This is a genomic window from Clostridium sp. HCS.1 (genome assembly GCF_047900555.1).
Classification (GTDB): domain Bacteria; phylum Bacillota; class Clostridia; order Clostridiales; family Clostridiaceae; genus Clostridium.
The window spans coordinates 2,975,838-3,002,091 of sequence record NZ_CP170704.1 but is presented as its reverse complement, the minus strand read 5'-3'; the positions used below and the strand labels follow the sequence as shown (position 1 = coordinate 3,002,091).

32 protein-coding genes are annotated in these 26,254 nt (G+C 26.4%); 31 read left to right on the top strand and 1 reads right to left on the bottom strand.

The genetic code is table 11. The features are described from left to right. Window positions 1–64 precede the first annotated feature (64 nt). From ACFYH6_RS14315 to ACFYH6_RS14260, 12 genes are all read left to right on the top strand, one after another. On the top strand, window positions 65–238 hold the full coding sequence (locus ACFYH6_RS14315) for a (2Fe-2S)-binding protein (protein ID WP_316345027.1): 174 nt from the start codon (window positions 65–67) through the stop codon (window positions 236–238). A gap of 309 nt (window positions 239–547) precedes the next feature. Continuing rightward, on the top strand, window positions 548–1,210 hold the full coding sequence (locus ACFYH6_RS14310; protein ID WP_416178273.1) for an ATP-binding protein: 663 nt from the start codon (window positions 548–550) through the stop codon (window positions 1,208–1,210). A 17-nt stretch (window positions 1,211–1,227) separates the two neighbouring features. Further along, a complete protein-coding gene (locus tag ACFYH6_RS14305; RefSeq protein WP_416178274.1) occupies window positions 1,228–1,437 on the top strand; it encodes a 4Fe-4S dicluster domain-containing protein in 210 nt (69 codons plus the stop codon). Window positions 1,438–1,447: 10 nt separating this feature from the next. Further along, entirely contained in the window at window positions 1,448–2,515 is a 1,068-nt protein-coding gene (vorB, locus tag ACFYH6_RS14300) for a 3-methyl-2-oxobutanoate dehydrogenase subunit VorB (protein WP_416178275.1), read from the top strand. Between the two features lies 1 nt (window position 2,516). Next, window positions 2,517–3,266, top strand: coding sequence for a thiamine pyrophosphate-dependent enzyme (locus tag ACFYH6_RS14295; RefSeq protein WP_416178276.1), 750 nt, complete (start codon window positions 2,517–2,519; stop codon window positions 3,264–3,266). Between the two features lies 1 nt (window position 3,267). Further along, window positions 3,268–3,801 carry a 2-oxoacid:acceptor oxidoreductase family protein gene (locus ACFYH6_RS14290; RefSeq protein ID WP_316345033.1) on the top strand — a complete coding sequence of 178 codons (534 nt, stop codon included), beginning with the start codon at window positions 3,268–3,270 and terminating at the stop codon, window positions 3,799–3,801. A 246-nt stretch (window positions 3,802–4,047) separates the two neighbouring features. Beyond that, window positions 4,048–4,242 carry a hypothetical protein gene (locus tag ACFYH6_RS14285; protein WP_316345034.1) on the top strand — a complete coding sequence of 65 codons (195 nt, stop codon included), beginning with the start codon at window positions 4,048–4,050 and terminating at the stop codon, window positions 4,240–4,242. A 238-nt stretch (window positions 4,243–4,480) separates the two neighbouring features. Continuing rightward, the gene (locus tag ACFYH6_RS14280) at window positions 4,481–4,870 is read left to right on the top strand and encodes a zinc-ribbon domain-containing protein (RefSeq protein WP_416178277.1); all 390 of its coding nucleotides are present in this window, start codon (window positions 4,481–4,483) and stop codon (window positions 4,868–4,870) included. Window positions 4,871–5,015: 145 nt separating this feature from the next. Beyond that, window positions 5,016–5,633, top strand: a complete 618-nt coding sequence (locus ACFYH6_RS14275) for a superoxide dismutase (RefSeq protein ID WP_416178278.1) — start codon at window positions 5,016–5,018, stop codon at window positions 5,631–5,633. Between the two features lie 173 nt (window positions 5,634–5,806). Next, window positions 5,807–6,424, top strand: coding sequence for a superoxide dismutase (locus ACFYH6_RS14270; RefSeq protein WP_416178279.1), 618 nt, complete (start codon window positions 5,807–5,809; stop codon window positions 6,422–6,424). A 144-nt stretch (window positions 6,425–6,568) separates the two neighbouring features. Beyond that, window positions 6,569–7,003 carry a DUF2809 domain-containing protein gene (locus ACFYH6_RS14265; RefSeq protein ID WP_416178280.1) on the top strand — a complete coding sequence of 145 codons (435 nt, stop codon included), beginning with the start codon at window positions 6,569–6,571 and terminating at the stop codon, window positions 7,001–7,003. A gap of 61 nt (window positions 7,004–7,064) precedes the next feature. Continuing rightward, complete coding sequence (locus ACFYH6_RS14260) at window positions 7,065–7,787, top strand: glycerophosphodiester phosphodiesterase (protein ID WP_416178281.1); 723 nt, start codon at window positions 7,065–7,067, stop codon at window positions 7,785–7,787. A gap of 107 nt (window positions 7,788–7,894) precedes the next feature. Here ACFYH6_RS14260 and ACFYH6_RS14255 read toward each other — a convergent pair whose 3' ends face one another. Next, window positions 7,895–8,716 carry an alpha/beta fold hydrolase gene (locus ACFYH6_RS14255; RefSeq protein ID WP_416178282.1) on the bottom strand — a complete coding sequence of 274 codons (822 nt, stop codon included), beginning with the start codon at window positions 8,714–8,716 and terminating at the stop codon, window positions 7,895–7,897. Between the two features lie 194 nt (window positions 8,717–8,910). On the opposite strand from ACFYH6_RS14255, the gene ACFYH6_RS14250 reads away from it, so the two are divergent. From ACFYH6_RS14250 to ACFYH6_RS14160, 19 genes are all read left to right on the top strand, one after another. Beyond that, complete coding sequence (locus tag ACFYH6_RS14250) at window positions 8,911–9,624, top strand: LytR/AlgR family response regulator transcription factor (protein WP_416178283.1); 714 nt, start codon at window positions 8,911–8,913, stop codon at window positions 9,622–9,624. Between the two features lie 542 nt (window positions 9,625–10,166). Further along, complete coding sequence (locus tag ACFYH6_RS14245; RefSeq protein WP_416178284.1) at window positions 10,167–10,979, top strand: dimethylarginine dimethylaminohydrolase family protein; 813 nt, start codon at window positions 10,167–10,169, stop codon at window positions 10,977–10,979. 163 nt (window positions 10,980–11,142) lie between these two features. Next, window positions 11,143–11,427: a hypothetical protein gene (locus ACFYH6_RS14240; protein WP_316345519.1), complete on the top strand. Its 285-nt coding sequence runs from the start codon at window positions 11,143–11,145 to the stop codon at window positions 11,425–11,427. A 198-nt stretch (window positions 11,428–11,625) separates the two neighbouring features. Further along, window positions 11,626–12,129 (top strand): sigma-70 family RNA polymerase sigma factor, encoded by a 504-nt coding sequence (locus ACFYH6_RS14235; RefSeq protein WP_316345518.1) that lies wholly within the window; start codon window positions 11,626–11,628, stop codon window positions 12,127–12,129. Continuing rightward, complete coding sequence (locus ACFYH6_RS14230; RefSeq protein WP_316345517.1) at window positions 12,119–12,637, top strand: zf-HC2 domain-containing protein; 519 nt, start codon at window positions 12,119–12,121, stop codon at window positions 12,635–12,637. The genes ACFYH6_RS14235 and ACFYH6_RS14230 overlap by 11 nt, the downstream gene beginning before the upstream one ends. Window positions 12,638–12,647: 10 nt before the next feature. Continuing rightward, complete coding sequence (locus tag ACFYH6_RS14225) at window positions 12,648–13,145, top strand: zf-HC2 domain-containing protein (protein WP_416178285.1); 498 nt, start codon at window positions 12,648–12,650, stop codon at window positions 13,143–13,145. A 31-nt stretch (window positions 13,146–13,176) separates the two neighbouring features. Next, a complete protein-coding gene (locus tag ACFYH6_RS14220) occupies window positions 13,177–13,704 on the top strand; it encodes a flavodoxin domain-containing protein (protein ID WP_416178286.1) in 528 nt (175 codons plus the stop codon). Between the two features lie 156 nt (window positions 13,705–13,860). Further along, window positions 13,861–13,998: a hypothetical protein gene (locus ACFYH6_RS14215; RefSeq protein ID WP_416178287.1), complete on the top strand. Its 138-nt coding sequence runs from the start codon at window positions 13,861–13,863 to the stop codon at window positions 13,996–13,998. Between the two features lie 223 nt (window positions 13,999–14,221). Next, window positions 14,222–14,647 (top strand): hypothetical protein, encoded by a 426-nt coding sequence (locus tag ACFYH6_RS14210; RefSeq protein ID WP_316344929.1) that lies wholly within the window; start codon window positions 14,222–14,224, stop codon window positions 14,645–14,647. A 121-nt stretch (window positions 14,648–14,768) separates the two neighbouring features. After that, entirely contained in the window at window positions 14,769–15,830 is a 1,062-nt protein-coding gene (locus tag ACFYH6_RS14205; RefSeq protein WP_316344927.1) for an efflux RND transporter periplasmic adaptor subunit, read from the top strand. Between the two features lies 1 nt (window position 15,831). After that, window positions 15,832–16,512, top strand: coding sequence for an ABC transporter ATP-binding protein (locus ACFYH6_RS14200; RefSeq protein ID WP_316344926.1), 681 nt, complete (start codon window positions 15,832–15,834; stop codon window positions 16,510–16,512). Next, window positions 16,502–17,710, top strand: coding sequence for an ABC transporter permease (locus tag ACFYH6_RS14195; RefSeq protein ID WP_416178288.1), 1,209 nt, complete (start codon window positions 16,502–16,504; stop codon window positions 17,708–17,710). The genes ACFYH6_RS14200 and ACFYH6_RS14195 overlap by 11 nt, the downstream gene beginning before the upstream one ends. 157 nt (window positions 17,711–17,867) lie before the next feature. Further along, window positions 17,868–18,086, top strand: a complete 219-nt coding sequence (locus ACFYH6_RS14190; RefSeq protein WP_416178289.1) for a hypothetical protein — start codon at window positions 17,868–17,870, stop codon at window positions 18,084–18,086. A 91-nt stretch (window positions 18,087–18,177) separates the two neighbouring features. Further along, a complete protein-coding gene (locus ACFYH6_RS14185; RefSeq protein ID WP_416178290.1) occupies window positions 18,178–19,095 on the top strand; it encodes a DUF2935 domain-containing protein in 918 nt (305 codons plus the stop codon). A 320-nt stretch (window positions 19,096–19,415) separates the two neighbouring features. Further along, window positions 19,416–21,833 (top strand): hypothetical protein, encoded by a 2,418-nt coding sequence (locus tag ACFYH6_RS14180; protein WP_416178291.1) that lies wholly within the window; start codon window positions 19,416–19,418, stop codon window positions 21,831–21,833. Then, entirely contained in the window at window positions 21,833–22,756 is a 924-nt protein-coding gene (locus ACFYH6_RS14175) for an ABC transporter ATP-binding protein (protein WP_416178292.1), read from the top strand. Before ACFYH6_RS14180 ends, ACFYH6_RS14175 begins: the two co-directional genes overlap by 1 nt. A gap of 17 nt (window positions 22,757–22,773) precedes the next feature. Beyond that, window positions 22,774–23,670, top strand: a complete 897-nt coding sequence (locus tag ACFYH6_RS14170; RefSeq protein ID WP_416178293.1) for an ABC transporter permease — start codon at window positions 22,774–22,776, stop codon at window positions 23,668–23,670. A 4-nt stretch (window positions 23,671–23,674) separates the two neighbouring features. Beyond that, window positions 23,675–25,255 (top strand): pectinesterase, encoded by a 1,581-nt coding sequence (locus ACFYH6_RS14165; RefSeq protein ID WP_416178294.1) that lies wholly within the window; start codon window positions 23,675–23,677, stop codon window positions 25,253–25,255. A gap of 12 nt (window positions 25,256–25,267) precedes the next feature. Beyond that, on the top strand, window positions 25,268–26,251 hold the full coding sequence (locus ACFYH6_RS14160) for an AAA family ATPase (protein WP_416178295.1): 984 nt from the start codon (window positions 25,268–25,270) through the stop codon (window positions 26,249–26,251). Window positions 26,252–26,254 lie beyond the last annotated feature (3 nt).

The following is a 26,254-nucleotide window of genomic DNA, read 5'->3' as shown; positions in this document are numbered from 1 at the left end:
TAATCAATCAAGAGATTAAATTTTTATAATCTAATGAAAAGATTTTAGAGATTGAGGTGTAAATATGGATTTAGTTTGCTTATGTAAAGGTGTAGAAAAAGATGAAATAGTAAAAGCTATAAAAGATGGTGCTGATACTTTTGAAAAGGTTCAAGAAGCTACTTGTGCTGGAACAGGATTCTGTGGAGCTAGTAGATGTGGAGCTAGAATTGAAGCATTAATTGAAAATAATAAATAGTTTTTTGTATAGAGCTTTAGATTTATTCTAAGGCTCTTTTAGTTTTTAATAGCTCAAATATAAGGTTTATGATTTAAATTTTAGGGTATTGAAAGAAAAATATTATATATCATATTTTTTATACTCTAAAAAATAGATAAAAAAATAATTAATATATCATTTATTTTAGTAATTTCTTAAGATTTTATTTGAATAAATTAAAATTATTGTGAAGTATGGTAAATATTTATATATATTACACTTTTTATTGCGATAAAAATAGAATATAAAGTATACTGATAGTAAGAATGTGTAATAGGGAGTGTTAATGTGAGTAGGATTAAGATATTTACTGGACACTTTGGTAGTGGCAAGACAGAAGTGGCAATTAATTATTCTATAAAAATGTCTAAAGAAGGTAAAAAGGTAGCATTGGTAGATATGGACACAATTAATCCTTATTTTTCTATAAGAGATATTAAAGTTAAAATAGAAAAGGATTACATGATAAGGGTTATAAGTACATCAAAGGATTTAATTAATGCAGAACTAATGGTACTATCAGCAGAAATTTTATCTGTATTTAATGATAAATCATATGAAGTTATATTGGATGTTGGTGGAGATGATGTAGGGGCAAGGGTTCTAGGAGTATATAACAAGTACTTTGAAGAAGAAGGTTATTCAATGTATTATATTTTAAATAATTCAAGAATGGAAACCTTAAATTGTATATCAGCAAGTAAATATCTAAAGTCTATTGAATTAGCCAGTAAGCTAAAAGTAACAGGTATAATATCAAATTCTCACATGATGAAGGAAACAGAATCTAGACATATACTCAAAGGAGATATTGAATCTTTTGAGTTATCTAAGTTTTTAAACATTCCTTACAAATACACTGTATGTACCAAAAAATTTGAAGAGGTAATAAAGTATAAAGTTAATGGAGAAATATTACCTATAAATTTATATATGGACATGACTTGGTAATAATAGGGGGGATTTTAATGGCGAAGGTTATATTTAAAGAGGAAAGATGTAAGGGCTGTGGGCATTGTATAAATATATGTCCCAAAAAAATTATTAGTTTTAAAGAGAATTTTAATAGTAAGGGATATCATCCAGCTGGAATAGATGAAAATCTTATGAGTGCATGTATAGCATGTGCATCTTGTGGAAAAATTTGTCCAGATTCTGTCATAACAATTGAAAGGTAGGAGGAAAACTATGGGGGAAAAGTTTTTAATGAAGGGTAATGAAGCAATAGCAGAAGCTGCTATTAGAGCAGGATGCAAATGTTTTTTTGGATATCCAATAACACCTCAAACTGAATTAATAGCATATATGGCAAAAAATATGAAAAAGGCAAATGGAGTTTTTTTACAAGCTGAAAGCGAAATTGCAGCTATTAATATGGTATATGGATGTGGAGGTACAGGGGTTAGATGTATGACATCATCATCTAGTCCAGGAATAAGCTTAATGACAGAAGGTATTTCATATTTAGCAGCAGCAGAAGTACCTTGTCTTATAGTTGATGTAGTTAGATGTGGTCCAGGACTTGGAGGAATACAACCAGCTCAATCTGATTATTTATTTTTAAACAAGGGACTAGGACACGGAGATTTTAATTTGCCAGTTTATGCTCCAGCATCTATTCAAGAAATGATAGATTTAATATCAGAAGCCTTTGATGTAAGTGATTTATATAGGACGCCAGTAATGATAATGGCAGATGGAATGCTAGGTCAAATGATGGAGGGTATTGAATTTAAAGAAAATACAAAAAGAGATTTACCAGAAAAAACTTGGGCTGCTAATGGGTTAGGAAAGAGGAATAAACATAACATAATAAACTCATTAGAATTAAATCCAGAGAAGTTAGAAGAACTTAATTTGAAGCTTCAAGAAAAATATAAAATAATAAAAGAAAATGAAGTTAAATATGAATTATATAATTGTGAAAATTCCTGTGATCTGATATTAGTTTCCTTTGGAATAACAGCTAGAATATGCAAAAGTGTTATAAGCCTAGCTAAAGAAGATGGAATAAATTTAGGATTAATAAGACCTATAACAACTTGGCCATTCCCTAATGAAGCCTTTATAAAGACCTTAGGGAAGAGCAAAAATGGATATTTATCTGTGGAAATGAACTGTGGGCAAATGGTTGAAGATATAAAACTTGCTGTAAATGGAAAAGAAGAAGTTAGGTTTTATGGTAGAACAGGTGGTATAGTACCTACAGTAGATGAGATATACCAATATGTAAAATCTATTATTGGAGGTATGTAATATGGGGATTATATATGAGCCAACCAAAGCTCTTTTAGATGTACCTACACACTATTGTCCAGGATGTACTCATGGAATAATTCATAAATTAGTAGGGGAAGTAATAGAAGAATTAGGAATATTAGATAAGACCATAGGTGTTGCATCAGTTGGATGCTCAGTACTTGCATATAATTACTTTGCCTGTGATATGTTCCAAGCAGCTCATGGAAGAGCCCCTGCAGTTGCTACAGGTATAAAGAGAGGAAATCCAGATAAGGTAGTATTTACTTATCAAGGTGATGGAGATTTAATAGCTATAGGAACCGGAGAAGTTGTTCATGCAGCCGCTAGAGGAGAAAATATTGTAACTATCTTTGTAAACAATTGCATATATGGTATGACAGGAGGGCAAATGGCTCCTACTACTTTAGAAGGGCAAATTACAGAAACCTCTCCCTATGGAAGAGATTTAAAAACACAAGGTTATCCAATAAGAGTGTCAGAAATGATATCTACTTTAGATGGAGCAACTTATGTTGAAAGAGTAAGTGTAGATAATATAGCAAATTTAACAAAAGCTAAAAAAGCAATTAAAAAAGCTTTTAATAATTCAATAAAGGGTTTAGGATACTCATTTATTGAAGTTTTATCTACATGTCCAACTAATTGGGGGTTATCTCCACAGGATTCTTTAAAGTGGCTTAGAGAAAATATGATTCCTTATTATCCTTTAGGTGTTAAAAAAGATACAAATAAGGAGGATAAGTAGAATGATTAAAAAAGAAATTATATTTGCAGGTTTTGGAGGACAGGGAATATTAACTGTTGGTAAGCTTTTATCCTATGCAGCTATGGATAATGGATTCAATGTGTCATGGCTACCATCTTATGGACCTGAAATGAGAGGTGGTACAGCAAATTGTTCAGTTATAATTTCTGATGAAGAAGTTGGATCTCCTGTTATTACAGAAGCAGATATAGTAGTAGTTATGAATAAGCCATCTTTAGATAAGTTTAGCCAATCAATAAAGGAAAATGGAATTTTGATAATAGATTCAGATATGATAAAAGATGAAATAAATTTTAAAAATTTAAAAGTATATAAGATTAATGCTGAAACAAAAGCAGAAAACCTTGGAGACAAAAGAAATGCAAATATGATATTACTAGGTTTTTTAATTAGGAAATTAAATATTATTACTATAGAAGATCTTTTAAATTCTATAAAGATACATGGAAAAAAAGAATATTATGAATTGAATAAATTAGCAATAGAGTTAGGTGCTAGTATAGACTTAGAATAATTATTTTTATGTGTTTTTCAAGGAAGCTTTAGATATTTTCTAAAGCTTCTTTATTAGAATAAGGAACTATAGTAAATATAAAGAATATATTGTTTTATAATTAAGTTTTTATAGTTCTATTCGAAAATTTTAGTATTAAAATCTTAAAATTTAATTAAAAATAGGATTTGACTATAAATTGTAACAAAATTTAATAAAAAGAGTATATAATGTAGATAGAGAAATAATTGAAAGGAGTGAGATAATATGTTAAGAGTAGATAGAAATAAACACTGTAGTTTTAATGAATCTGTAAGAAAATTATTTTATATGAAACAAAATATAAATAATTCCCCAACATATACAGAAGAAGAAAAAAGATCTCTTACAAGGAAAATTGAAAAGGATATCAATAATACATGGGAACAACAAAAATATGAATTAAATAAAAATAAAGTATAATTTACTATTATTTTTCTACTTGTTAAAATAATTGCAGAGGAGTATATCTTAATGACAGTTAAATTAGAAGTTGATTGTAAGTTTATTAATAAGTTAGTAAGTAAAGGGATAAATAGTAGTAATTACTTAAAAAAGAATAAAAAACTATGATAAGAAGTTAGAATTAATAATTAATCTAACTTCTTATTTTTTTATGATAAAATAAGAATATATTATAAAACTAAGTAAGGAGAATAGTATGTTTTTTATAGGTATCTTTGGTATAGAAAATAAAGCAAAAGAAATAAAAATAATAAATAATTTTACATGTAAGAGCTGTAATAGATTAACTATTGGAAGAGTTATAAAGCACTATGAATTTTTCCACTTCTTTTTTATACCCATTTTTAAGTGGAATGAAAAATATTATGTTGAATGTGAAAGTTGCAAAAAAATATTTTCGATTTCTAAGGAAAAGGGAAAGTTAATAGAAAAAGGTGAAAATATTGAATTAACATATTGGGATTTAAATGAAATTAATAATACTTATGGATATGATTATAATATTAATAATGTATGTAATAATTGTGGGAAAGTAGTTGATTCAGACTATAAATACTGTCCTTATTGTGGTTATAAAATCAAGTAAAATATTTATCAAAAAAATATATAAAGTTTCACATAATGATATAAAAAGTCTTTTGATAATTATTATTAAATGAAAATAATTATAAATTGCATTGAAAAAGTATATTTTATATGCTATAATTAAAGAAAAAAAGGGAGGGAACTTTATGTATAATAGAATAGAATTACCATATGATTATAACGCATTAGAACCTTATATAGATGAGGAAACTATGAGAACACATTATGATAAGCATCATAAAACTTATGAAACAAATTTAAATAAGGCATTAGAAAATCATGAAGAATATGCAAAGGGAAAAACATTAGCACAATTATTAAAATCTGTTAATGAATTACCTGAAGATGTAAAAACACCAGTTATTAATAACGGTGGTGGAGTTGTAAATCACAACTTATTCTTCTCAATTCTTTCTCCTAATGCAAAGAAGGCCCCAGAAGGTAAGTTATTAGAAGAAATTAATAAAACTTTTGGTAGTGTAGATAAATTAAAGGAAGATTTAAGTAATGCTGCAGTAACTTTATTTGGAGCAGGATTTGCATTCTTAGTTAAAGATAAGGATGGAAAATTATCAATAGTTAAGAAATCAAATCAAGACTCACCATATATGGATGGATTAGTACCAATTCTAGGTATTGATGTATGGGAACATGCATATTACTTAAAATATAAGAATTTAAGACCAGATTATGTAAAGAATATATGGAATGTAATATGTTGGGGAAAAGTTGAAGAACTTTACAACGAAGAATATAACATATAATAACATAATAGAATATTATAAAATAAAAGTGCATTTTTAAAATGCACTTTTTTCTTTCCTTTATTTATCTATTTTTGGTGTATAAGAATCACAATATAAGGATAAATTAAAATAAACTACTAATTTAAACATAATAAGTTTAGTAGAAAAATTAAAATTAAGGAGAAGAATTTATGTATAATAAAATAGAATTACCCTATGATTTTAATGCGTTAGAACCTTATATAGATGAGGAAACTGTAAAAACCCATTATAGTAAACACCTTCAAACTTATGAAACAAATTTAAATAAGGCTCTAGAGGGATATGAAGAGTATACAAAAGGTAAAAACTTAGATCAATTAATAAAAGGTGTTGCTGATTTACCAGAAGAGATAAGACCAGCAGTTGTTAATAATGGAGGAGGAGTATCAAATCATAATTTATATTTTTCAATACTTTCTCCAACTCCAAAGAAAGCTCCAGAAGGTAAATTGCTAGAAGAAATAAATAACACCTTTGGTAGTGTGGATAAATTAAAAGAAGAATTATCTAATGCAGCCATATCACAATTTGGATCAGGATATGGATTCTTAGTTAAAGATAAAGATGGAAAGCTATCAATAGTTAAAAGGGTAAATCAAAATTCACCAGTTATGGATGATTTAATTCCAATTTTAACTATAGATGTATGGGAGCATGCTTATTATTTAAAATATAAGAATTTAAGAGCTGATTATGTAAAGAATATATGGAATGTTATAGATTGGGAGAAGGTTGAAGGCCTTTACGAAAATTGTCATAATATTTAGTTTAAAAATAAAAGTACATCCAATAGGTGTACTTTTTTTGATATATAAAAATATTATATTTTATAAGATACTAGAGGATTTAGAGCATAATTGTGTTAGTATATTTATAATAAATATTTATATATAAATAGGGGATTATATAAAATGATTAATTCAAAGATTTTATTTAATATTAAAAAAAGCAATTTTACTAGAAGTAGATTAATTTATTTATGGCTAGTTTTATTTACTATGGCCTTAGGCTTATCATCAAGAAAATTTATAAATTATTTTCCTAGCTTTTTAGGAAAGTATGCAGGGGATACCTTATGGGCAACTATGGTTTATTTAGGGTTTGCCTTTTTATTTAATAAGCTTACTATTAAAAAAGTTGCAATAGTATCTTTAATATTTTCCTATGGAATAGAAATATCACAGTTATATCAAGGGGAATGGATTAATAATGTTAGGAGCACTTTAATAGGTTCTTTAGTATTAGGACATGGATTTTTATTTTCTGACTTAATTTGTTATACCATTGGTATATTTATGGCTATGATAATAGATAAATTTATATTTATAAAAAAGTCCAATTTATAGTAAAATTTTAATTGTTTAAGAGTATAGAAAATTAATATCTATATAAGGGGAGAAGATAAATATGATAAATTTTGCACATAGGGGTGCAAGTTCTGATTACCCAGAAAATACAATGCTTTCTCTAAGAGAAGGAATAAAATCAGGAGCAAAGGGATTAGAAATTGATGTTCATAAAAGTAAAGATAACAAACTTGTTGTAATACATGATGAGGATATAGAACGTACATTTATGGGAAAAGGATTAGTTAAGGATTTCACCTTAGAAGAACTAAAATCCTTTAATAATAGGAAAAAACTATTTAGAGATAATGAAGAATGTCATATTCCAACATTAGAAGAAGTATTAGAGTTAATTAAGGACATAGATATATTATTAAATATTGAATTAAAAACAGATATTATTAATTATGAAGGAATAGAAGAGGATGTTATTAATTTAATTAGATATTATAATCTAGAAGATAAGATTATAATATCTAGCTTTAATCATGAATCTATAAGAAAAGTAAAAACAATTAGTAATATAAAAACAGCAATTCTATATGAAAGCCCTATAGTAAATGTAGTTGAATATGCAAAATCTTTAGGCGTAGATGCAATTCATCCAAGTTTAATAGTTGCATCAGAAGAATTAATAAAGGAAGCTCATGAAAATAACTTAAAGGTTAATATTTTTACAGTTAATAATCCAATGCATATGAGATTATTAATTAAAAATAAAGTAGATGGCGCATTTACAGATTATCCAGAATTATTAAAGGAAATTTTAGAAGAAGAAATATAAAAAATATGATGCTACTGTGACTTTAATACTAGATATCTAAGTAGCATCATTCTTATTTAAGTTTTTTACAGCTTTCCAGCTATATCCATAACTAAATGATAATCTTTTTAGTTATTATCTTCAATAAAGTTTAATAGGCTTTTGTTAACTTTATCTTTTTCTTCAATAAAGGAACCGTGTCCACTTTCAGATAGTGGTATTAATTTTGAGCTTTCTATATTTTCATGAAGGTACTTACCGAATTCATATGGACAAATAACATCATGGACTCCATGAAGAATTAAAGTAGGGATTTTAATTTTATTTATATCATTAAATAATCTTTCATCCCTTAAACTAATTAAACACTTAAAGGTTCCCCAAGGAGAAGCAGATAAGGAAATATTATTAAACCAGTTTAGCATTTCTATTGGAGTATTTTTATAGAAGAATAAATTAGTAACCTTTGTTCTTATAAAGCTTGGTCTATCATTTAAGGATTCTTTAATGAATTTATTTACTTCTTCTTCTGTAAAACCATATGAATAATCCTTAGTTTTCACCCAGCTAGGAGAAGCTGCTCCTATTAAGCAAAGCTTAGTAACTTTATGGGAATCATATTTTGATATATATTTAATTGATAAGGCACCACCCATAGAGTGTCCAACTAAAGTTATATTTTTTAAATCAAGAACATCAATTACCTTTCTTATATCTGAAGCCATAGTATCGTAATCATAGCAATTAAAAGGTCTATCAGATTCTCCAAATCCTCTTAAATCTATACCAATACATCTATAACCTTTTTCACCAAAAAAGTTAAATTGATATTCATATGCATTATGATTTAAAGGCCAGCCATGTATAAATAATATTGTTTTATCTGAATCAGAATTTAAATCTTCCACTAGTATTCTAGCATTATCGGAAGTTTTTATAAAATATCTCATATAATCTCCTAAAATAAATATTATATTGATAATATATTCAAAAGCTTGTATTGATGATAATAAGAATTAGGAATAAATTGTAAGTTTAATAGTAAAATTGTAATATATTACAAGAAATATTGCTATATATTTACAAATAGTAATAAATAATATAAAATAGGAAATATTGTAATGGTATTTTAGGGGGTAAATAAATGAATATTTTGGTGCTAGAGGACGAAGTTTATCAGAAGGAAATGCTGAAAAAATGCATTGAGGAAAAGTTCTTAGATGTGAGAGTATATGAAGCAGAAAGTGAAGAGGAAGCAAAAAAAATTATTGATAGTGGAAATATTATAGATTTATTTTTTCTAGATACAAAATTAAAAGAAGGATCAGGATTAGATTTTGCTAAGTTTATAAGACAAATAGATAAGTATGAGATAAGTCCAATAATATTTATTAGTGGACAGGTATCATATATAGTCGAAGCTTTAAAGGAAGTAAATTGTTTTGATTATTTATTAAAACCCTATGCACTTGAAAAAGTATTTGAGTTAGTAGATAAATTTTTAAGGCATTTAAAGAAAATAGAAAAGAATAATTATATTTTCTTTAAGGACATAAATGGAAATCAAATAAAGATATATCATAAAGATATTTTGTTTTTAGAATACTATTTAAAAAAGTGCATAATACATACTAGAGTTGGTTCTATTAATATAAGAACAAATGGTATAGACAATATAATAAAAGAAATAAACTATAAAAATATTTTAAGAACACATAAGTCTTATGCTGTCAATTTAGATAACATAAAAGAAATAAAAAGAATAAATTCAAAGCTATGGGAAGTTGTCTTTTATAATTATGATAAAACTGCTGATTTAAGTTATAGCTTTAAGAATAACTTACCAATATTTAAATAATATTTTAGTATAAAAGTAGATAAATATTATACAATTGTGACTAAAATCATAAAGAGGTTACAATCAATATAATATTTATCTATTTTTTTTATTCATTAAAGATTAAAAAGCAAAAAAATAACATTTAAAGGAATAAAAAGTGAAAATAATTTCTAAATAAATCAATAAAATTAAATTTAAGGATAATTATGTAATTAAATATAAGTATTTCACTATAATATGTTTATAAGCAAGAGGGATTCAGATGATATGCACCCCACAAGCACCCCTGGGCACAAAGCAGATATTGACAGAGGTGGGGGAAACTATGAAAATAATATTCAAATATATTACCCTTATAATTTATGGAACTTTAGTTTTATATTTAGCTAATAATTTTATATATAAAAATAAGTGAATATTATAAATCATATATTGAAATTATAAATATATAAGTTGCAAAAATAGTATTATGCTTCAATAATGTATAGATATTAATAAAGATATAGTTCGGTAACTTATATAAAAGGATAAATATCGGTTAACAGATTAGGAGTAAGTATATGAAGGTAAATAATTATTGTCAAAGTGATGAATTAAAATATTGTATATTGTGTTATCCAGTAAATTATAAAATAATAGATAAAAGTAATGAATATTATAATAAAATTAATTATGATTTACTTTATAGTCAATATAACAAATTTATAAATACATTAAGTAAAAATAATGTAAAGTTATATTTTTTAGATATAAATAAAAATGCGGCTGATCAAGTTTTCACTCAAGATATTGGCTTTGCAGTTGATGATATACTTTTTGTAAGTAAAATGAGAAAAGAAGATAGAAAAATTGAAACAGAAAATTTCATGAATTTTGTAAAAGAAAACAATATTAAATATTATAAAATGAAGAATAATATGGAAGGTGGAGATGTTATAAAATATAAAGATGTTGTTTTTGTTGGAATAAGTAGCAGAACAACTATTGAAGCAGCTAATGAACTCCAAGAAGTCTTAATAAGTTTTAGAAGTGATTCTAAAGTTATACCAATTAATTTTGATAAAAGCAAAATACATTTAGATTGCGCTTTTAATACACTAGATAAAGAAAGTGCAGTTATATCACCATATGTTTATGATAAAGAGATAATAGAAAAATATATAAAGAATTTATATGAAATCTCTAAAAAGGATGCAGATGATTTAGCAACTAACTATGTATATTTAGGTAATAAGAAGCTGATAAGTACTAATAAATCTGTTACAGAAATGCTTAAAGAAAATGGATATGAAGTTGAACTTATAGATTATAGTGAAATAATGAAAAGTCATGGAAGTATAGGGTGTTCATCTATGTTTATTTTAAGAGAATAATCTATAGATATAAAATAGGCTTAATTGAGTTTAAAATTCTTTTAAGGCTTATTTTTTTGCATTTAAATCATAAATGAAATGATAAATTAAATTATCTAATATAATAAATAACAGGTTACGAATTAATATATTAGAAAGAATACTTTGAATTTGGAGTACAAGAATGAAAAAGATAATGTGGGGAAGTGTATTTGTAGAATTTACTGTGCTAATAATAATACTAGCATTAGTAGTATTAGGAAAACAAGTATCAGATTTAATCTTCAATATAGTTTTCTTAGCTGCTGGAGTATGCTTATTATCAGCTATTGTTATAGAAAGAAAAAAACATATTGAAAATAAACTTGAAAATAATTTAAAAGTACAGAAATCAAGTATATATGTATATATTATAGTACTTATACCTTTAGTTATAATGCTAATTATTAATAATATTATAATGAGATAGCATTATTAAAATTTATAGTTTATATTAATTAGTAATAAATTATATTATTGAAATTTAGATAATAAAAAAGGTGAATTACCTTTTTAAATTTAAAAAGGTGTATATTTAACTTAAAAAGTATTTCTTGATTATGAATTTAATAGAGGGAAATACTTTTTTCTCATTTGTAACGAATTAATAAAAAAGAGGATATATATTATGGGAGGTGAAGCATTGCTTACTATTGGTGAAATATATAAGGAGAACTCTAAAATTGTATATGGATTTTTACTTAGTTACACAAAAGATACAAGCCTATCAGAAGAATTAACACAAGAAACTTTCCTAAGGGCAATTAAATCAATTCACAAATATAATGGTGAGTGCAAAATTTCGGTATGGCTTTGTCAAATATCAAAGCATCTTTTATATCAAGAATGGGAGAAAAGAGGTAAGAAAATAAATGTTTCATTAGATGAAAGCATAAGCATAAGTACTAATTCTACAGAAGCCATAGTTATATCAAATGAAAATAAGAAAAACATATATAAAATAATACAGTCTTTGGATAATCCATATAAGGAAGTTATGTACCTTAGATTAACTGGAGATTTAAGCTTTAGAGAAATTGGTGAGATATTAGGAAAGTCAGAAAATTGGTCTAGAGTTACATTTTATAGAGGTAAATCTAAGGTTATTAGGAGGTTAGAAGATGGAGAATAAATTATCATGTAATATAATTCAAGACTTATTACCTATGTATGTTGATGAAATTTCAAGTGAAGAAACTAATGATTATATTAAAGAGCATTTAGATAGATGTGATACTTGCAAAAAGGAATATTATAAAATCCTTAAGGGTAACAATTCTAATGAAAAAAATAATGACATAGAAGTATTTAAAAAATTCAAATCTAAAATCATATTAATATTTATTTTATTTATGATAATAAGTATAGTTGCTGTGAGTTTATCTATGATATGTAAAAATATTCAACTTGGGTTGCATAGAATATCTACATTGGAAGTTAGTTTATTTGTATTGCTAAATATAAGTATTTATTTTATACCAATGATGGCATTATTATTTTGTTGGATATGGAAAAAAACTTCATATGGAAGTAGTAGCTTTAATGTTGCAAATTCATTTTTTATATCTTTAGTAATAATAGTTATATATTTAATAGGGAGTTTACTATTTAGATATATGGATTTAGCAAATTTGTTGTAGGAGGTATAAGATGAAAGAAATAGTATCATGTGAAATAATAAAAGATTTATTACCTAATTATGTTGAAAGGGTTTTAAGTAATGATGGAAATGAATTTGTTAAAGATCATATTGAGGGTTGTAGTTCTTGCAGAAAAGAATATGAATTGATTAATTCTAAAATTGATATTAATAATATAGAAAAGGTAAAAGTTAATTATTTAAAAAAAGTAAATATAAGATTTTTAATTATATTAATATCCTTATTTGTAATTACACTAACTTCAATTATATTATTAACATTTTATACTGAAGCAAATAGGGAAGATGGTATTTTAACATTAATATTTTTAATATTTATTAGCATCGCTATAATAGTGAAATTCATTCTTCCATTAATAGGCTTAGTATTTAGTGTTGTATATTTAAAGGAAACCCATAAAAAAGTCCTTGTTGTACCAATAATTATATTTAGTATATGGTTATTTAACTCTGTATATATTTATATAAGAAATTTAATATATTATTAAAACTTATAAAGAATTAATTGGAGGGGGTTAATTGAAATCTATTGTTATATATAAGTCTAAATCTGGATATACAGAAACATACGCTAAATGGATTGCGGAAGAATTAAAATGTGATTTGAAAGAATCGTCTGATGTGGTAATTAATGAATTGCAAAAATATGATGTAATTATTTATGGTGGAGGGCTGTATGCTGTAGGTATTAATGGAATAAGGTTAATAAAGGCAAACTATAATTTATTATCTAATAAAAAACTTATAGTTTGGGCAACAGGTGCAAATCCAGGAAGAGAAGATGAACTTCAAAAGGTATGGAATAATAATTTTACTGAAGAACATTTAAAAAATATAAAAACATTCTACTTAAGAGGAGGCTTTGATTATAAACGTTTAAATGCAGCAGATAAAATACTTATGAGTATGTTAAAAATAAAGTTAAAATTAAAGAAATATAGAACAGAAGATGAACAAGGAATGTTAGATGCATATGATATTGCAGAATATAATTGTAATAAAGAAAATATAAAAGACTTAATTGAATATATAGAAGGATTACACTAAATTAGAAAGTAATAATCAATAAAAAGTAATATTATAAAAAGGTAAAGCTTTAAAAGAGTTTCAAATTCTTTTAAAGCTTATTTTTTTGCATTTAAATCATAAATAAAATATTAAAGTTAATTTTCTAATATGATAAATAAGGTGGATTATGGAAAAGTGTATTCTATAAATGTTCTTTTTACTTTTGTAGCTATGGTTATTCTATGTGATGATATTTATGAATTTTTGTTATTTCAAGGATGTATTTTTATTGCATCATTAAGTATTACTAGATATATAAATAATATTAAATAAACGCCTAAAACTGATTTGTAAATTCCTTTAAGGTTATTTTTTTTGCGTTTAAAGCATATTTTGATAAATAATAAATATTAATATATATAATTATTTACTGAAGTAATGTGCTAGTAGTATAAATCTTCAAGGAATTAAATATATTTTTAATTTCTAATTATTAATGTTCTTTTTAAATAAGTATATATTTTAACAAATTCATAAAAAATGAGGGGGAGTATAAATGCAAAATACAGTAGAAACTAAAAAGGCAGGGGCAGGAATTATTACAATGTCCGTATTATACTTATTTGGACAATTTTTTGTTATTCTGGGATCTTTAGTTATTATTATTGGTAAAGACTCTATAATTAGTTATTATGAGAGTATGGGATTAGCTGAAGTAGCAACAGGAATAAATATAGCAGAAATGTCTATAACATTGGCTATATCAGTAATTATAACTATATCAGTTATATTACTTTTATTAAAAAAGCCTATTGGAGCATATATGTTTATAGGAGTTGAAATTTTATCATTTATATTTAAAGCAATATCTTCAGGGATAGGTATAGGTTCATTTATAATGTTAATTTTCCCAGCTTTAATGATTTTCTTTATTTACAAGAAAAAAGATATATATTTTGCTAAGGGAGAGCTTGAGAATTAGGTTATAAGGTTAATAAAAAGATATTAATTTATTTTAAATTACATTAATAATAGTAGGTATAATTTATAAGTATTAATTTGGGAGCTGTTTTATGCAGCTCCTTTACTGCATGGGGGAGTATATGAAAAAAAAGCAAATAATAATAGGAAGTAGTATATTTATAGTAGCTTTAGGATTAACAATAAGTGGAGCTTTATATGTTAAAAATAAGGCAAAGTTAGTAACTAATAAAGAAAATATTGTGGAGTATTTCACAATAGAAGATACTTCAGGATTAAAATTTAAGGGAAGTAGTATTATAAGCGATGAACAAAGAATAATGTTAGATCCTTCTAAAGGTGAAGTGAATGAAGTATTTGTTGAGGATGGGCAAATAGTTGAAAAAGATACTGTTCTTTTTAATTACTATAATGAATCTATTCAAGAACAAGTATATGAGTTAGATAGGCAAATAAATTCTTTGAGTTCTAAAATAGAGAAGGAAAAGGAAAGAGAAAGTAAGGCAGAAGCTTTAAAAAAAGAAGCAGAATCTAATGTTAATAATAATCAAAATCCAGCAAATTTAGCTTCAGTAGATCAATTAAATAGTGGTAGCGCAATAGAAGAATTAAAATCTAATTTAAATGATACTATTTCAAAGAGGGATTCATTAAAAGAAAAGGTTGTGAAATCTGTAATAGCAGAAATAAGTGGGAAAGTTTATATAAATAAAGAAGATCCTACAAGTGAATATATGAGAGTAATTTCTGAAGATTCATTAATAGCAGCACAAGCTTCAGAGTTTGATATTGATGAACTTAAATTAGATAGCAAGGTGGATATTAAGATTGTAAGTAACAATAGTAAGGTTACTGGTAAGATAACTAAAATTTATGATATTCCTACTATGTCACTTGATCAAAAATCTTCTTTATATACATTTTATGTGAAGCCTGATAAAGGTATAAAAATTGGATTTAGCGTAGAATTAACAGTAAATCCAGGTGAAATAGTAGTGCCTAAAAGTTCTGTTATAGAAGAGTCAGGAAAATTATATGTTATGTTAGCAGAGGGAGAAAATAATAAAAAGATAGAAATAACAGCTACTCTTAAAGATGATAATTATATAGTTCAAAATGATACTTTAAAGCTAGGAGATAAAATAATGTTAAATCCTTCAGAAGATAGTAAGGAGGAAGTTTAATATGATAAAACTGAAGGGGATAAATAAATATTATACTTCAGGAGATGAAAAATTACATGCTTTAAAGGATGTAGATTTAGAAATAGAAAAGGGAGAATTTCTAGCTATAATGGGACCATCGGGCTCTGGTAAATCTACTATGATTAAAATATTAGGGCTATTGGATAAGGAATTTGAAGGAGTCTATTTACTTAATGGAGAAGAAATAGAAAATTTAAATGATGATTTACTTAGTAAGCTAAGAAATAAGAGTATTGGCTTTGTTTTTCAAGATTTTAACTTAATAGATAGATTAACTATTAAAGAAAATATAGAACTTCCTATGTTATATATGGGTAGTGGAATAAAGAAAACAAAGAACAGAGTAAAGGAACTTTTAGAGAAGGTAAATTTAATAGATAAGATTGATAAATATCCAAATCAATTATCAGGTGGACAACAACAAAGAATATCAATAATTAGATCCTTAGTAAATAATCCTGAGATAATAATAGCAGATGAACCAACAGGTGCTCTTGATAGTAAAACTTCTGAAGAAATAATAGATATATTTAAAGAATTAAATAAAGAAGGAATAACAATTATTTTAATAACTCATGATATAAATGTAGCTAATAAAGCAAATAGAATAGTTAAGATTTTTGATGGAGAACTTAAGGAGGCAGAGAAAAATGCAATTTAAAGTTTTAGTTTTTGCTGCCTTAAGAAATTTAAATAGGAATAAAAAAAGATCTATATTAACTATGTTAGGAATAGTAATTGGTATAACATCAGTTATTGCAATAGTAGCTTTAGGACAAGGGTATAAAAATAAAACTATTAAAGAATTTACAGGAGAAAATGACGGAGCAGTTGTACTTATGGCTACTTTTACTCCAGATGATTATATGCAAAACACATCAAATATGGAGTTTTTCGGCAACAAACATAAAAGTAAAGTTGAAAGTTTAGATTCAGTTGAATCAGTTGAATTCCAATATAGTGATAATTCCTTTGGTGAATTAATGGAATTTGAAATAAGAGGGGAAAAGATTAATTCCTTAGTTAAGGCAGTAGATGATTTTAGTGCTGAAGAAGAAGCCTTTGGAAGAAATTTGAAAGTAAATGATAACTTGCTTAAGAGCAGAGTAATATTTATGTCAGAACAATCTTTGAAAAATAGTTTTGAGGATGTAGAAGCATTAATAGGGGGGATAGCTACTATTAATGGAATATCCTTTGAAATTGTTGGTATAAAAAAAGCGCCAGCAGAAGAGGAAATAAGTTTTATTAATATGGGTGGAGATGTGAAAATTCCTAAGGAAACCTATAATAAATATTTTTCTAGTATTAAAAAAGTAGCCGGTTTAACTATTACTTTAAAAAAAGATAAAGATGTTAAAGCTAGTATGAAGGAAATAGAAAATGTATTAAACTCAATTGAAGGAAATAAGATAGAAGGTAAGTATCAAATAATAGATACTAGTGGAATAGTAAATTTATTAGGTGGAGTACTTAATACTATAACTACATTTATTGCGTCAGTAGCAGGTATTTCCTTATTTATAGCAAGTATAGGTCTTATGAATATGATGTACACATCAGTTTCTGAAAGAACTAAGGAAATAGGTATAAAGAGAGCCCTTGGAGCAAGAAAAAGAGATATAAAAAGAGAGTTTCTAATAGAAGGAATATTAATTACTATAGTAGGTGGAATAATAGGATATATTTTAGGAATAATAGTTGCTAATATAATATCAGTATTTTTAAAATTAGTAATTACACCAAACTTATTTACAGGTTTATTAGCCGTAGTAATTTCAATTGTAATAGGACTTGCTTCAAGCTTTATTCCAGCAAGAAAGGCTGCCAATTCCAATACTATAGATATATTAAAATAGAACTTTAACTAAAACTCTAAATTGTCTCCTTCTGGGATGCATATTTATTACTAGATATATAAATAAAAAAATGTATTGAAGTAAATGTTAAATAAGGATTTATTAGGGTGATTAAGCTAAAAATTACAATTTAAATTATTTATGGGGGAAAGAAGTTATGAAAAATACAAAAATATGTCCTAAGTGCAATAGCAATAAAATTATTAGGATACCAGGTGAGACAGGGGCTTATGGAGTAGGAAATAATATTAGAATTGGTTTTCTAAAGGGAACAGTTAATGTTTCAAGATATATGTGTTGTGATTGTGGATATACGGAAGAATGGATAGATAATAAAGAAGATATAAGAAAATTAGAAGAAAAATATAAGAGATAATAAGATTAGATATTTAATTAATTAAATGATGAATATGAATATAAAGCAAAACTTTAAAATATAATATAATAATAAATTTTGGAGGATTGCTATGTTAAGTCGTAAAAGGTATGCATTATTATCTTTGGAACTACATCTGTTTTTTGCACGTATAATGAAAGAGCATTCACTTTTTTTAGAAGCAGGGTTCACAGCTAAAAATACTAAGCTTTCTAAGGAAGCAAATGATTATAAAGTGCAATTTGAGAAAATACTATTAGAAACAGTTAAGTTAAGTGATGGAAATATTAGAGAATGTGTATTGAATTCAGGAGAAATTTATACTGATCATACTTTAAACACTGAAAAAAAGACAGAATACTATACAGGAATAGAAATTAATTCTAAAATAACTATGCTAGAATTAAAATTAAGTAGTAATGATGATATTGAAGTTGATTCAAAATTAATCAGTTCCATAAAGAAGATTAATAGTAGAGCTATTAAATCATTAGATGGACTTATTGATTTAAAGACTAGAATTTTAAATGATATGTTATCTTGTAAGTTGTTTACATCAAATTATCCATTACTTATTGAACACATACTCCGTGAAGCTAAATTATATCGTGCTTATGTATATGATATTGAAAATGATGAGGATATTGAGGAAAGAAGTATTAAAGAAACAGAGCTGTTTTGGGATGAAATAATGATGGAGCATTCATTATTTATTAGAGGTCTATTAGATCCAAGCGAGGAGGAATTAATAAATACTTCAGATAAATTTGCTAAAGAATATTGTGAGTTAATTGAAAAAGCAAAAAATATGACTAGTGCAACAACTTTAGCTGTTAGGGATGAGACACTGATGGAGACAATTAAACTAAGAGACTTTAAAAAGGCAGGAACAGAAGGAATAGAAGATTGTAAAATAAAATCTATAATATTGCCGCTTTTAGCAGATCACGTATTAAGGGAAGCTAATCATTATGTAAGAATATTAAGTAATTATAGAGAAAGAAAATAACTTATTAAAAGATTATTATATGCTAAGTTCATGTAATGGTCTTTTATTTTTATATTTATTAAAAAGTTTACGTAAACTTAAAAGAGTAAATTAATGTGAAAATAATCTTACTCCATCAAAAAATTACAAAATTATAAAGTTTTAACATTATATAGAAAAGTGGAGATAATAGTAGTAAAATTAAAATAATATAAATTTAATGATATTTATTTAGTTTATTTAAACAAAATAAGAAAATTTTAAGGATTTGTTAAGATAAATTTCTATTATTTGGTTTAAAATTTAAATATATAATAAATGCAATTTAAGGGGGTTAAATAATGAAGGCATTTTTTAAAAACAGCATAATAATTGCTATAGTAGCTTTAATAATTTTTACTTTACCTATTGGAAGTTTTGTGGCTAAGGCAGATGAGAAGAAAGCTGAAGCTTATGAAATGAAGATTACTTCAGGAATAGAAGGAAAATATAGAGCCTTAAAATATATTCCTGTTACTGTTGAATTTACTAGTTCTGAAAAGGATTTTAATGGTGAAGTGGAAATAAGAACATCTGGCAGTTATACATCTACTTATGATGCTTATAGTAAGGAGATTTCTGTAGCTAAAGGCGAAACAGGAAAGGTAACTATACCAATTAAGATATTAGAAGGTTCTAGTAAGATTACAGTTAATCTTATGGAGAATGGAAAGGTTTTATTTGAAAAGAAAAGCTTAATTTCAAATGGTAGAGTTTCAGAATCAAATCTCTTTATGGGGATATTAACAGATGATCCTACAGCTTTAAGCTATACAGGAAGTATTTTCTTTGAGATGAATAATCCATATAAAGGTATACAAGAAGTACAAGGAACAATTGAAAAAGTACAGTTAGATGAAAAGTTAATTGGAGAAAATAGTTTAAACATAGATGGTTTGAATGTAATTTTTATTAATAATTATAATATGGCAAACTTAAAGAAGGAACAATATACCGCTTTAAATTCTTGGTTAAATAAAGGTGGTACTTTAATAATAGGGGCAGGGGCTAATGAAGCAAAAACTATTAATAATATAGATAGTGACTTTTTGGATATAAAATCAAAAGGTAATAAAGAAAAAAATGTGAAAATAGTAGATGAAAACTTAAATTTAATTTTTTCAGATTTAGAAGTTAAAGGTGGAAAAATTAAAATAGGAGATGAAATAAATCCCTTAGCATATTCTATTGAAAAAGGAAAAGGAGAAATATTAGTTACAACCTTTGATTTAGGGTTAGAGCCTTTTATATCATCAAAGGATTCTAAAAGTTTTATTAATTCTTTATTATTAAATGCTATAAATAATATGGCTAATATAAATTATAACGGTGGATATGGTCAAGGATATTATAGAACAAGCGAATTAACAAGATATATTCCTATTAATGAAATAGTAGGAATTAGGTCCTTAATCATTGTACTTGTAATATATATAGCTGTAATTGGAATAGCTATTTATATAGTTTTAAAAAAGATAAATAAAAGAGACTTTGCATGGATTGCAATACCTTTAGCATCAATATTATTTACATTAATAATTTACTTTATGGGCTCTAAAACAAGGGTGAATGATATTGTATTAAACCAAAATAATATAATATTTGTAGATAAAGATGGTAAATCAATAGCTAAAGGTTATTTAGGAATAGGGACAAAATATAAATCAGATGTAATTATCGAAAAGCCAGAAGATTTAACTATGAATTATTCTACTGAGGATAACTATTATTATGGAAATCAAGAAGAAGAAGTTAGCAATGTGTTAAGGGTTAAGACTACTTATAGTGGAAATAATTCGTATTTTACTTTCCATAATAGTGATGCCTTAGATATGAAATCCTTTGAGGTAACTGGAAAGGAAGAAGTGCTTTCTAAAATAGAATCAGAATTTAAACTATCTGAAGGAAACTTAAATGGGAAAGTTAAAAATACTTCAGGATATGATATTAATAGATTACTATTAGTTGTTGGAAGAAATGTTTGGGACATGGGAGCCATGAAGAAGGATGAAGAAAAAGAAATTTCTGAATTAAAAACAGTAGGAGTAGCAAGCTTACAGGCTTATGCTGATACATTAAATCAAAAATATTATGAAGCAAGATGGAATAATAAGGATGAATTAAAAAGTGATGAATTTAAAAATATAGTAAGAGTTTCAGCTTTACTTGGAGCTGTATCTAATGAAATTTCTATTAATAAAGGTGTTAAATTAATTGCAATAACAGATTTACCTATAGAATATGGTATTAATTTTGGAAAAAAATCAATTTCTAAGTTCGATACAACAGCTATAGTTCAAGAGGCAGAATTAGAATTTAAAGATAAAAATGGAGATTATAATTTCCCAGATGGATATTTTGAAGGAACTGTGGAGTCAGCATCAAGCAATGTTCATATAGATGAATATAATGGATATATCTATGGACAAGGAGATGTGGTATTTAATTATAAAGTAGACAGTAATATAGAAATTGTAGATTTAATTATTAAACAAGGTGTAGATAGATATGGTTATTCAGGTCAAGAATCTGCAGATAGATATATCTACAATTATAAAACAGATTCTTATGATAAGCTTAATATGTATAATGGCTATGAAAAAATAACTGATTTAGAAAACTATATAAATAATAATAATATTAAAATTAAATATACTGTAGATGATATGAAGGGTCAAGCAATGATTCCAATGATAACTGTTAAAGGGAGGGAAAGATAATGCTAGTTATAAAAAATCTTGAAAAATCCTATGGTAGTTTTAAAGCATTAAAAGGCCTAAACTTAGAAATCAAAAAGGGCGAGATTTTTGGATTTATAGGACCAAATGGTGCAGGAAAAAGTACTACTATGAAGATAGTATCAGGGCTTCTTTCCCCAGATAGTGGAGAGGTTTATGTAGATGGTATAGATGCTATAAAAAACAATAGAGCCTTAAAAGATAAAATAGGATATATGCCTGATTTCTTTGGAGTTTATGATAATTTAAAAGCAATAGAGTATTTAGAATTTTATGCATCCATATATGGAATAGTTGGAGAAGAAGCAAAAAAATTATCCTTGGACTTACTAGAACTTGTAAATTTACAGGATAAATATGATGCAAATGTAGATGGATTATCTAGAGGAATGAAGCAAAGGCTATGCCTAGCTAGGTGTTTAGTTCATAATCCAGAAGTACTAATATTAGATGAGCCAGCTTCAGGTATGGATCCAAGAGCAAGATTCGAAATGAAGGGAATATTAAAAAATCTTAAGGAAATGGGAAAGACTATAATAGTTTCCTCTCATATATTATCTGAACTTGGTGAAATATGTACTCGAATAGGAATAATTAAAAATGGAGCTATAGTTTGTGAAGGAACAGTAGAAGAAGTTATGTTAATGGCATCAGGTACGGCCCCTATAAATATAACTGTTATGGATAAAGTTCAAGAGGCTATTGGGATTTTAAAAGAACAGCCAGAAATAAAAGAAATATCTGTTGATAGTAATAAAATAACTATTAATTTAGCTGGTGGAGACAAAGAAGCTAAGGATATCTTAAAAAAGTTAGTATTAAAAGACATACCAGTTATAAATTATAGTAAGGCTTCAGGTAATTTAGAAGAGGTATTTATTCAAATAACAGAGGAAAATAATTAAAGGGGGAGGAAAAGACTATGAGAGTAAATCCAGTATTAAGAAATGAAAGTAAATTATCAGTAAGAACCTTTAGATTTTCATTGATGATATTACTTTATATATCAGTTTTAGCAGTAGGAGTCTTAATATTTTATAATGAGTATAGTAGAGATGTTTATTCTTCAGGAATAAATCTACAGGGAGCAGTTACTTTATATATAACAATGGCAATAATTCAAGCTGTATTATTGATGTTTATAGTACCATCCTTAACGGCAACATCTATTTGCTCTGAAAGAGAAAAGCAAACTTTAGATATTTTATTATCAACTAGATTAACTCCACTTCAAATAATATTCGGTAAGCTGTCAGCTTCATCCTTAAAGGTAATTATGTTAGTAATATGTACAATACCTTTATATGCAATTTCTGGATTAATTGGTGGTGTAAAATTAAGTAATATATTAATTTTAACAGGATCATTTATTATAAATACAATATTTGTTGGAGCTATTGGAGTATTTATTTCTGCCTACTCCAAAACTTCAAAAGCAGCAACAGCATTAACTTATGCTTTAGTTCTATTTATTTTTGTTGGGACAATAGTTATTGCCTTTATTATGGTAATGCTTAATTCATATAATGGTGTATATAGTGGTAATAATACTCCTCAGATACCTATTATTGCATACTTAAGTCCTGCTACAGGATTCTTTATTATGTTATCTAACCAAGTTGGATTTGGAGGAAATTCTTTTTACTTTATAGGACAAATGGGAGTTAATAAATATGCAGATTACATTAGTATAGCTATACAATTAGTTTTAAGTTTTATCTTCATATATTTTGCAGCAAGAAGACTGAATCCATTAAAAGGGAAAGTAATATTGAATAAAGTCAGAAAAGAAAAGGCTAAGAAAAAAGTAAAGGAGTAAAGCTATGAATTCTTTAAATAATGAAATATTAACCTTTATTAAAAAGGCATCAAAAAGAATTAAAGCTAACTTTATAATTAATTTAAGCATAATAGGTTTAAAATACCTATTATGCTTAATACTATCTTTACTTTTAATATCTATATTTATAACTATTCCATATATAGAAGAGATTTCTTTAGTAATTTTATTAATAGGATTAATATCTATAGTTATTTTGGGATTTATTAAAGCCCCTGATAATAAGAAGGTAGCATTAATAGTAGATTCAAAGGGATTAAAGGAAAGAGTTACAACTTCTTTAGAATTTATTAATGATGAAGATAGTATTTCTATAGCTCAAAAAAATGATACTTTAAAATTTATAAAAAGTTTTAATATAAAGGAAAATCTTAAAATTTCTATTGATAGAAAGCAAATCCTTTTAGTAATAGCTTTAATTGGATTATGTATTTTCACTTCTTTTATAGATACATCAGCAAAAAAGGAAGCTAATAATATTAGGGAATTTAATAAATATCAGCAAGAATATATAAAAAAAGTGGAAGAAGAAAAGAAAAAAGTAGATAAGCTAGAGGATTTATCAGAAGAAGAAAAGGAAGCAATAAAAAAGATATTAGAAGATGCGAAGAAGGAATTAAAAGAAAGCGAAAAGAAGCTTGATGTTAATAAAACCTTAGAAAGAATGGAAAAAAAAATAGAGGATGCAAAGGATAAATCTAAAAATGATAAAAGTAAGTCTGCTATAGATAATATGCAGAAAAATTTATTAGATAAGTTTAATAAGGAAAAGGAAGAGGAAGCTAAGAAGGATTTAAATAAACTTGTAAATGATCTTATGAAAAAGAAAGAGGGTAAAGACTTAGCAGAGGCAATTTTATCAAAGGATAAGGAAGCCTTGGAGAAAGCCTTAGGAGATTTAAAAAAATCTTTAGGAAAGATGAGCTCCAGTGAACTAAATAACTTATCAAAGGCACTTGCAAGTGCATCTGAAGGTGTAAATGATGAAAATTTAAAAGAAGCCTTAGAAAATGCTTCAAATTCTGTTTTAGATGGGAAAATTGATGCAGAAAGCTTAAAAGAAGCTATTGAAAACTCTCAAAATAATAGTGAAGGCAAGAAAAAAGATGGAAATGGAGAGGGCTCAGGAGAAGGAGAAGGTCAAGGCTCTGGAGAAGGAGAAGGTCAAGGCTCTGGAGAAGGAGAAGGCCAAGGCTCTGGAGAAGGAGAAGGCCAAGGTAATGGAAATGGTCAAGGTCAAGGTGGTTCTGGCCAAGGTGGAACAGGCTGGGACACTGGTAGCAATGAAGGAAATGAAAATGATATAGATAATAAAAAAGGAGAGCAAGTTTATATTCCAGGAAGAGACCTTGGAAATGATAAGAACTTAACTGGAAATAAAAATGAGGATGGCGATTTTCAAAGTATAGATTCTGAAAATGGATTTAATTTAGATGGAAGTAAAATTGATTACGATAAGGTAATTGGAGATTATACAAATAGTGCTTTAGAAGGAGCAAATAATAGTAATTTACCAGAAAGTCTAAAGGATCTTATAAAGGATTATTTCGAAGGATTAAACTAAGGGGTGAATAAGATGGAAATAAATGACAAGGAAATAATAGAAGTATCAGAAAAAATAAGAAAATGTGAAGAAGAAATATCTAAAGGAATAATAGGTCAAAAATCAATAATTAGAGATGTTTTAATAGCTATATTTGCTGATGGTAATGTACTTTTAGAAGGTATGCCTGGAATGGGAAAAACACAGTTAGTTAAGACCATTGGGAAGGTATTGAATTTGAAGTTTTCAAGAATTCAATTTACTCCAGACTTAATGCCAGCAGATGTAGTTGGTACAAATATAGTTGTTAAGGAAGGAGATAAGACTTTATTTAAGTTTGAAAAAGGACCTGTATTTACAAATCTTTTATTAGCAGATGAAATAAATAGAGCTACTCCAAAAACACAATCAGCTTTACTTGAAGCAATGGGAGAAAAAACAGTTACTGTAGGTAAGAAGACTTATGATATGTCAAAGCCTTTTATGGTCCTTGCAACTCAAAATCCTATTGAACAAGAAGGAACTTATCCATTACCTGAAGCGCAACTTGATAGATTTTTATTTAAATTAAATGTAGATTTTCCTAATTTACAAGAATTAAAAGCCATAATGGATTTAACACTAACAAATGATAAAACTGAAATTAATTCAGTTCTTGAAGGTGATGAAATACTAAAGATAAGAGAATTAATAAGGGAAGTAAAAATTGCAGATTCTGTTATGGAATACGCTTTAAAGCTAATATTAGCAACTCATCCAGAAATTAATGAAGGTGCAGATATAGTTAAAAAATATGTAGAAGCAGGAGCAAGTCCAAGAGCGGCTCAAGGTATTATTAGTGGAGCAAAGGTAAGAGCAGTAATGGAGGGAAGGTTAAATGTTTCTTTTGAAGATATTAAGGAACTAGCTTATCCTGTTTTAAGACATAGAATAATATTAAATTTTGATGCTATAACTGAAGGGTTAACTGTAGAAAGTATTATAGAAAGCTTATTAGAAGATTTAAAGGTTGTGTAGATA

Bases quoted from the DNA above. Each gene is read 5' to 3' on its own strand.
- ACFYH6_RS14315 (WP_316345027.1), top strand. From the start codon at position 65: ATGGATTTAGTTTGCTTATGTAAAGGTGTAGAAAAAGATGAAATAGTA.
- ACFYH6_RS14305 (WP_416178274.1), top strand. From the start codon at position 1,228: ATGGCGAAGGTTATATTTAAAGAGGAAAGATGTAAGGGCTGTGGGCAT.
- vorB (WP_416178275.1), top strand. From the start codon at position 1,448: ATGGGGGAAAAGTTTTTAATGAAGGGTAATGAAGCAATAGCAGAAGCT.
- ACFYH6_RS14295 (WP_416178276.1), top strand. From the start codon at position 2,517: ATGGGGATTATATATGAGCCAACCAAAGCTCTTTTAGATGTACCTACA.
- ACFYH6_RS14290 (WP_316345033.1), top strand. From the start codon at position 3,268: ATGATTAAAAAAGAAATTATATTTGCAGGTTTTGGAGGACAGGGAATA.
- ACFYH6_RS14285 (WP_316345034.1), top strand. From the start codon at position 4,048: ATGTTAAGAGTAGATAGAAATAAACACTGTAGTTTTAATGAATCTGTA.
- ACFYH6_RS14280 (WP_416178277.1), top strand. From the start codon at position 4,481: ATGTTTTTTATAGGTATCTTTGGTATAGAAAATAAAGCAAAAGAAATA.
- ACFYH6_RS14275 (WP_416178278.1), top strand. From the start codon at position 5,016: ATGTATAATAGAATAGAATTACCATATGATTATAACGCATTAGAACCT.
- ACFYH6_RS14270 (WP_416178279.1), top strand. From the start codon at position 5,807: ATGTATAATAAAATAGAATTACCCTATGATTTTAATGCGTTAGAACCT.
- ACFYH6_RS14265 (WP_416178280.1), top strand. From the start codon at position 6,569: ATGATTAATTCAAAGATTTTATTTAATATTAAAAAAAGCAATTTTACT.
- ACFYH6_RS14260 (WP_416178281.1), top strand. From the start codon at position 7,065: ATGATAAATTTTGCACATAGGGGTGCAAGTTCTGATTACCCAGAAAAT.
- ACFYH6_RS14255 (WP_416178282.1), bottom strand. From the start codon at position 8,716: ATGAGATATTTTATAAAAACTTCCGATAATGCTAGAATACTAGTGGAA.
- ACFYH6_RS14250 (WP_416178283.1), top strand. From the start codon at position 8,911: ATGAATATTTTGGTGCTAGAGGACGAAGTTTATCAGAAGGAAATGCTG.
- ACFYH6_RS14245 (WP_416178284.1), top strand. From the start codon at position 10,167: ATGAAGGTAAATAATTATTGTCAAAGTGATGAATTAAAATATTGTATA.
- ACFYH6_RS14240 (WP_316345519.1), top strand. From the start codon at position 11,143: ATGAAAAAGATAATGTGGGGAAGTGTATTTGTAGAATTTACTGTGCTA.
- ACFYH6_RS14235 (WP_316345518.1), top strand. From the start codon at position 11,626: ATGGGAGGTGAAGCATTGCTTACTATTGGTGAAATATATAAGGAGAAC.
- ACFYH6_RS14230 (WP_316345517.1), top strand. From the start codon at position 12,119: ATGGAGAATAAATTATCATGTAATATAATTCAAGACTTATTACCTATG.
- ACFYH6_RS14225 (WP_416178285.1), top strand. From the start codon at position 12,648: ATGAAAGAAATAGTATCATGTGAAATAATAAAAGATTTATTACCTAAT.
- ACFYH6_RS14210 (WP_316344929.1), top strand. From the start codon at position 14,222: ATGCAAAATACAGTAGAAACTAAAAAGGCAGGGGCAGGAATTATTACA.
- ACFYH6_RS14205 (WP_316344927.1), top strand. From the start codon at position 14,769: ATGAAAAAAAAGCAAATAATAATAGGAAGTAGTATATTTATAGTAGCT.
- ACFYH6_RS14200 (WP_316344926.1), top strand. From the start codon at position 15,832: ATGATAAAACTGAAGGGGATAAATAAATATTATACTTCAGGAGATGAA.
- ACFYH6_RS14195 (WP_416178288.1), top strand. From the start codon at position 16,502: ATGCAATTTAAAGTTTTAGTTTTTGCTGCCTTAAGAAATTTAAATAGG.
- ACFYH6_RS14190 (WP_416178289.1), top strand. From the start codon at position 17,868: ATGAAAAATACAAAAATATGTCCTAAGTGCAATAGCAATAAAATTATT.
- ACFYH6_RS14185 (WP_416178290.1), top strand. From the start codon at position 18,178: ATGTTAAGTCGTAAAAGGTATGCATTATTATCTTTGGAACTACATCTG.
- ACFYH6_RS14180 (WP_416178291.1), top strand. From the start codon at position 19,416: ATGAAGGCATTTTTTAAAAACAGCATAATAATTGCTATAGTAGCTTTA.
- ACFYH6_RS14175 (WP_416178292.1), top strand. From the start codon at position 21,833: ATGCTAGTTATAAAAAATCTTGAAAAATCCTATGGTAGTTTTAAAGCA.
- ACFYH6_RS14170 (WP_416178293.1), top strand. From the start codon at position 22,774: ATGAGAGTAAATCCAGTATTAAGAAATGAAAGTAAATTATCAGTAAGA.
- ACFYH6_RS14165 (WP_416178294.1), top strand. From the start codon at position 23,675: ATGAATTCTTTAAATAATGAAATATTAACCTTTATTAAAAAGGCATCA.
- ACFYH6_RS14160 (WP_416178295.1), top strand. From the start codon at position 25,268: ATGGAAATAAATGACAAGGAAATAATAGAAGTATCAGAAAAAATAAGA.